We start from the raw sequence: 5,546 nt of genomic DNA on the forward strand, positions 1-5,546 counted from the left end.
GTTCGGTACGCTGCGTTTTTCAGAAGAAAATGCTGTATTTTGCGAACTGAATATAAGGAAAAATGTGAGTGAAGTAATGATGAATGTCGCTGATTTATATGGTAAACCTGCTGTTGCAGTTGGCATGAGGGCTCCTCTGTAAATTTTTATCTTAAGGTTAGCGAGATGGTTTCTTTGAGTATCTGTGATGCATACCACCGGGTCAAGCAAGTCTATACACGAATCAATTTCGATTAAGTGATACATCATAAAGAGTTGAAGAAACGTTACCGATCACTGGATGGCTCCTGATTTTGGCTCAGTCTATGAGAAATAGAAAGTGGCTATCGATTTTAGATAGAACAACGCTCCTACGTTCCAGGTTTTCAATAGGCTGAATCTATTTCTTCCCGTAACGCACGACTTCAACGTCGTTCTCCTGATTTTTACCCGGTGTACTGCGGCCTTTGGTAATGAGGTTTTCCAGTAATTTTTGCATCGCCGATACGCGTTCAGGATGCTTATTGGCTAGATTGTTGGTTTCCCCGATGTCATCGGCCAGGTTATAGAGTTGGACCGGAAAGTTTCCGCCGCCTTTTGTCCAGCCACCCGATCCGGTAGCGGGAATATATTTCCAATCGCCGTCGCGCAAACTGGGCACGCCGCGAATCGAGCAACTAATAGCGTGAGGACGGACTGGTTTGTTGGCGCCTTTGAGTTGAGATAAAAAGCTGAAGCTGTCTTCACCGGCATCGTCTGGTAATGTCTGGCCAAGGATCTCTGCCAGGGTCGCCGTTACATCGGCCTGATGGGTCAGGTTTGTATTAGTGCTTCCGGGTTTGACCATTCCCGGCCAGCGCACGATGAAAGGTACACGATGTCCGCCTTCCCATGCGTCCGATTTGTATCCGCGTAAGGGGCCGCTGGCGAAGTGCCCTTTGCCTTCCATCTCTTTCGTGCCGATGTAATGGGCGCAGCCGTTGTCACTGGTGAAAAGAACCAAGGTATTCTCGGCCGCACCGCTTGCCTGGATCGCGTCCAAAACCTGGCCCACCACGGCATCGGTTTCCATGACAAAATCGCCGTAGAGATTGAGATTACTTTTGCCCTTCCATTCCTCGTTTACCGAAAGCGGCGTGTGGGGTGAAGTCAGGGGCATGTAAATCAAAAACGGTTCCGGTGTTTTTGCTTCGCGCCGAATGAACTGCGCTGTCCGTTCGCCCAGGGCAGGGAGAATCGGTTCCAGCGCCCAGTCTTTGACCGCAGGGCCCTGCAGGCTGGCCTGATTCTTCACCAACTTCGACTGTGGCAGGAATTGAGAGGGAATGCCGACGGTGCGATTATTTTCGATGAAGCAAAATGGCGGGTAATTGGGCACGTCGGTGCCGAAATATTCGTCAAACCCGCGCGTAGTTGGACCGCCGGCAATCATTTGGGAGAACGTCTCGCGCCAGGCGTTGCGATGTTCTTGCGTTGGCTTTGCGTCTTTTTTGAATCGCCCAAAATACGGACGGTTCTCCTTCGCGATTGGCCATTCCCAGCCCAGGTGCCATTTGCCGATACAGGCAGTTTTGTAACCCGCCTGCTTTGCGATTGAACCTATGGTAAGCCGGTCTGTGGCGATCAGCGGTTTACCCCAGAGTCCCACGATGCCTTTCTGCAAATGGGTTCGCCAATGATAGCGTCCTGTGAGCAGGGTGTAGCGCGAAGGTGAACAAACGCCAGATGAAGAATGCGCGTCGGTAAATCGCATGCCCTCTGCCGCCAGTTGATCGATATGCGGTGTGGAGATTTTGCCACGGTCTGGATTATAACAGGAGACATCTCCATAACCGAGATCATCGGCGTAGATGATGACAATGTTCGGTTTTTTCGGAGTGGCTGCCTGGAGTTGCCTGTGATCTTGAAATGAGAAACAGAAAGTAGCAGTCATCAATATGAATAGTACAATTCGGTTCATAACGGCTTTCATCATGATAGAATTTGAACGGGCTTGGAATGGTTACAGCAATCTTTTAGAGAGTCAATTCTGCCATGTTTAGCATTTTCATTCAATGAAGTGGCAGAGAACCAGAAAATTTGGTGATCATTGACCTGACATGTGCTCGATCATTTAGAGAGAGCCTGCTTGCCGAACTATCATCTCTGATCTTCACTATTTATAGTTTTGAACACCCTGTCATGAACCGGTAAAAGTATTATAATGCTCTTGAAATTAGTGGTTTACGTTAAGCATCGAGTACCAGAGTTACTGTTGAGGAATGCCGTTCATGATTTTTACCTGGTTGCGAAACCGTCGACGCAAGAAAATCTTGAGTTCTCCCATGCCGGGTCACTGGGAGGCCATTCTGGATCAGAATGTCAGGCAACTTTCGAGACTGAATTCGCAGCAGCGCGCACTTTTATATCAACGGGTGCAGATTTTCGTTCAGGAAAAATATTGGGAAGGCTGCAACGGTTTTCAGATTACCGAAGAGGTCAAACTGACGATTGCCGGGCAGGCCTGCCTGATTACATTAGGCTTTGCTAAAGATTGTTTTGATCATTTGAAAACGATTCTGGTTTACCCTGATACTTACGCTGCGCCCGACAACTTTCAAAATTCGATTGGAGTCCTGACGGAAGGAACTTCGTTTCGGTTAGGCGAATCCTGGGGAAAGGGGCCGATCATTCTTTCCTGGTCCAGCATTTATGAAGGGGGCCAGATTCCCGATGATGGTCGCAATGTAGTCGTACATGAATTTGCCCATTATTATGATGCCACAGAAGGTCAATTCAACGGAACACCGCCGTTGCATAACAACGAAGAATATCAACGCTGGGAAGAAGTCATGACGGCTGAGTTCCAGGAATTACGCGATCAGCTGGCCCAAGGTGAAGAAACCTTTATCGACCCCTATGGATCTACAAATCCTGCGGAGTTCTTTGCCGTCAGCTCGGAACATTTCTTTGAGCAAGGCGCGCAGATGCGCGAATACTCTCTTGATTTATATGAGACCTTGAAAATGTTCTATCAGCAGGATCCGGCCCAAGCGGATGATTGAAGTTCCGTCTGGATAATTTTTAATTCGGGCGTAGATTTTTCAAAACCGAGCTTTTAATATATGTTCTGACCAAAGTGTGGCTATTAGACCATATACTGTCCGTTTGGTTTTTCCCGTTGATAAGAACAAGGCTGGATTTGGGATGAGCGACTCAAGACCTAAGCAATCTCAGAAGAAACGAGATTCTGTCGACCTAGAAAAGACAGGTACAAAGCAGTCCACTGTCTCCAAAAAAAAATCTCAGAAGACAGCGAAAGAACTGACTCCCCAGCAAATAATGCAGGCGTTTGAAGGAGATATCGCGCCTGTTGCACCCACGATGCTTTATCGACTTTGTGCGATTCTAGTGAGTATCGTGATGATTTTGTTGCCGCTGATCTATCTGGGTCTCATTGGTCTGGTGATGTGGAGTATCTATTTTCATGCCGTGCATTCGTTGAGTCTCTTTGATGTGGCTAACTCCAGTTCTTCGACTCGTAATCGGGGTAAGGGTATGGTTGCCATGGCCCTGGTTTATCTGGCACCAATTGTGGTAGGTGTGATCCTGATTATCTTCATGCTCAAGCCACTCTTTTCGCGACCTTCTCAATCGTCAGCCTGGCGATCCCTCAAGCGAGAAAAGGAACCATTACTGTTCACGTTTGTTGATCGAGTTTGTGAAGCCGTCGGTGCGCCATCCCCGGTTCAAATTAATTTGGATATTCAGGTCAACGCTTCTGCCAGTTTCAGGCGTGGTTGGCTGAGTATGTTTGGCAATGATCTCGTTTTAACCATTGGTATGCCCCTGGTTGCCGGTATGTCTTTGAGGCAGTTTACTGGTGTTTTGGCACATGAATTTGGCCATTTTTCACAAGGGGCAGGCATGAGGCTTTCCTTTATCATTCGCAGTATCAATCTGTGGTTTTTGCGAGTGGTATATGAACGCGATGATTGGGATGAGCGGCTTGAGCATCTGTCGGAGTCACTCGATTTGCGAATCAGCTGGATCTTATATCTTGCCCGATTTTTTGTCTGGCTCACTCGAAAGATCCTGTGGGTTCTAATGATGACCGGGCATCTCGTAAGTGGATTTTTAATGCGGCAGATGGAATTTGATGCAGACCGATATGAAACGCGATTAGCGGGTAGTCGTTGCTTTGCTTCAACCAGTAGAAGGTTGATGTTGCTGAGCGTTGCCAATCAGGGAGCGTTAAGTGATTTAGGTCAGTTTTATGCTGAGGGAAGACTCGTCGATAATTTACCAGCTTTGATTAATATCAATTTGAAGAAGCTTCCCGAAAGTGTCATTCAGGCCGTTGATGCGGCAATCCAGCAGGAAACGACGGGCTGGTTTGACACGCACCCTGCCACTCCCGAACGAGTTGCGAATGCGCAGCAAGAGGAAGCAGAGGGGGTTTTTCGACTCAAATCTCCGGCAACCATCCTGCTAAGCAACTTTTCCCGTGAAGCAAAGTATGTTACCCGGGATTTTTACTGGAGTGTTTTTGGAAAGGAAATTCCGCGCGAAGAATTACATTCTGTTGATGAATTATTAATTCGACAGGGGGAAGAAGAGAAATCTCATCGAGCAGTCCAACGGTATTATCAAGGGGCAATCTATCCCAATCGTCCCTTATCATTTTCTGAGCATGCCATCCAGGTTCCTGAGGATGCTAAGCAATGTGCTCAGGAATTAAAAAGTTGTCGGGATACACTTTTGAAGCATCGATTAAAGTATCAATCTTTTGTTGATCAAATTCGTGAATATGAATCAAAGTCTCTGAGTGTGAATGTAGCCGCGATTGCGATTCGAGCCAAACTCAAGCTGGGAAGCGAAGACAAATTTATCAACTCACTTGTTGATTTTGACAAAGTGATCAAAGCTAATGCCGTCATTGATCGTAAAAAAGGTGAGATGCGGTTGGATCTGGAAAAATATGAATCGGTGATTGTGAAGCGGCTGGAACGAGCGTTACAGCTGTTTCTGGTTCCCAAAGTCAAATCCAAAATTCCTGACGCTGAAAATTGGGAAGCTGATTTACGTAATTTGCTGCTTACGCTCCAGATTACTAATTCACAGATTTCCGCTTTATGGGAATTGCACATGAATGGCACCTCTTTCCAGGTGTTACTGCAGTTCTTTGATGAGAAACGGAATGATGAAAAGTATTGTGAAATTGTAATGACGGAAATGGGCAAGCTTGAAACACAAATCGAATCGATTCAATCTCGATTTCAAAGATATTCCTACCCCTTTGAGCATACCCAGGCAGAAATCTCTATTTCCGAATTTGCATTGTCTCGCACGCCGGAATCTAATAATCCGGGAGATTTACTCTCTGCTGCCGAGATGTTATTCGAAAATCTCATGGCACTGAATCATCGCGTTCTGGGAAAACTTTGTTTACTGGCAGAACAGGTTGAATTATTAATCGGTCTGGAAATCTTGCCCGAATTTGAACCTGAAGCAGAGTCTGAGGCGGATGAGTAACATCTGATAAAGAATCTGGCTTACAAAAGTTCGATCACTCTGATTTCTGACAT

The 5,546-nt window shown here is 46.6% G+C and carries 3 protein-coding genes; 2 read left to right on the forward strand and 1 reads right to left on the reverse strand.

Features of this window, described 5'->3' with window-relative positions:
* Positions 1 to 379 precede the first annotated feature (379 nt).
* Positions 380 to 1,939, reverse strand: a complete 1,560-nt coding sequence (locus Q0668_RS11840; protein ID WP_298864677.1) for an arylsulfatase — start codon at positions 1,937 to 1,939, stop codon at positions 380 to 382.
* Positions 1,940 to 2,249: 310 nt separating this feature from the next.
* On the opposite strand from Q0668_RS11840, the gene Q0668_RS11845 reads away from it, so the two are divergent.
* Both Q0668_RS11845 and Q0668_RS11850 read left to right on the forward strand, forming a co-directional pair.
* Positions 2,250 to 3,023 carry a M90 family metallopeptidase gene (locus Q0668_RS11845; protein WP_298864679.1) on the forward strand — a complete coding sequence of 258 codons (774 nt, stop codon included), beginning with the start codon at positions 2,250 to 2,252 and terminating at the stop codon, positions 3,021 to 3,023.
* 142 nt (positions 3,024 to 3,165) lie between these two features.
* Positions 3,166 to 5,493 (forward strand): M48 family metallopeptidase, encoded by a 2,328-nt coding sequence (locus tag Q0668_RS11850; RefSeq protein WP_298864681.1) that lies wholly within the window; start codon positions 3,166 to 3,168, stop codon positions 5,491 to 5,493.
* The last annotated feature ends 53 nt before the right edge of the window (positions 5,494 to 5,546 follow it).

The organism is uncultured Gimesia sp., from assembly GCF_937910335.1.
Lineage (GTDB): Bacteria > Planctomycetota > Planctomycetia > Planctomycetales > Planctomycetaceae > Gimesia.